The sequence below is a fragment of the Oleiphilus sp. HI0066 genome, assembly GCF_001635725.1.
Window position 1 is genome coordinate 1 of the sequence record NZ_LWFH01001331.1, and the last position, 1,369, is coordinate 1,369.

2 protein-coding genes are annotated in these 1,369 nt (G+C 40.8%); both read left to right on the top strand.

Going from position 1 to position 1,369, the window contains the following annotated elements:
* Positions 1 to 403: hypothetical protein (locus A3738_RS19645; RefSeq protein WP_068763799.1), on the top strand; the 403-nt coding region annotated here is incomplete at its 5' end.
* Positions 404 to 651: 248 nt separating this feature from the next.
* Positions 652 to 1,369: AraC family transcriptional regulator (locus tag A3738_RS19650; protein ID WP_068763800.1), on the top strand; the 718-nt coding region annotated here is incomplete at its 3' end.

Sequence of the window (1,369 nt, forward strand, 5' to 3'; positions counted from 1 at the left end):
CATTAGCTCAGACGCAAAGAGCGTTTATGACGCGCTAATTAATCCGAATACCTGGCCTCATTGGTTTCCTGGGATGACGAGTGCAACTGCGTTATTGGAGGAGGCAGGATGCTTATCTCGGATTGTAACCCTGAATTATTTTATTCTGTTTAGGGAAGAGTTTTTGATTACTCAGCCTAATCAAAAGGTGGCATATCGTGTCTCAGCTGTTTCTATTCCATATGCAGATGAATTAGTGGAAGAGTTTTCAATTCAGCAAATGGAGAAAGAGGTTGAAGTAAAATATCGTATCGGTCTCCGTGTCCACCGTTCTTTATCTTTGCTCAGTGGTTTAGTTGAGAGAATAGGTGCTCGTTCTTATCAAGCTGCTTTGAACAACCTGAAAACGTTCATAGAAAAATAATAAAATTAATGGGTGCCGCTGTCGCAACTGGTTAGGTAGAAGAGGGCGGTAAGTTATTTGTTTTCAAGATGCTTGTATGAACTCACGGTTTGTTTCTTGGATTTTTAATTGCTTAATCCTGCGCACATTTTGAACACGTCTTCCTGAGATTATTTCTAAGATATGACAGTATTAGAGTATTAGCTCTATATTGGTCGGTGCTGTTTGCAATCCTATAAAAATAAGCAAAATGAAGGAAGAACTTTGGCATGGAATCGACGAGCGCAAGTCCGCTACTTTATTTGTGGGAACAACGTACTCTCCTTATCGGTCGACTTACTGATCCGCTAGATATCTCTACTGGCGCTGCAACACTGATGTTTGGTTTGCATAAACCCATTCGGTTTATTACCAGTGAGATGACTCAGCCAATCGAGTGCAGAACTTTGCTTCTTCCAGCGGGTATGCCAGTCATTATCGATACGCAGGGTGAGCTTTTTGCAAATTGCACTTTAGATCCATTGGGAAAAGACTATCGATTACTTTCTAGTTTGATGAATGCTAACGAAGGTACCGCGTTTTATGATGCTGAGAGCGAAGATATTTATATCAATTGTTTTCTAGAGTTGAGTTCCGCGCCCTTTGATTCTCAGGAAATTCTTCATTCCCTATCGCTCATTCTGCGAACCAACGAAATTATTGGTGTTGAGCATAATTATTGGCTTGATAAACGAATTAAGAGTGTTATCGAACATATTCAGTCAACTATAAGTGAAAACCTATCCCTTTCTGATCTCGCTAATGTTGCAAACTTATCTCAATCGAGGTTGATGGAACTTTTTAAAAAGCAGACGGGCATACCCATTAGGCGCTATAGACTTTGGTGCCGTTTGTATAAGACTACGGAAAATGTGGGGGCAGGGATGACATTGACCGATGCTGCGGCTGAAGCAGGCTTTACTGATTCTTCTCACTTCAACAAAAGTT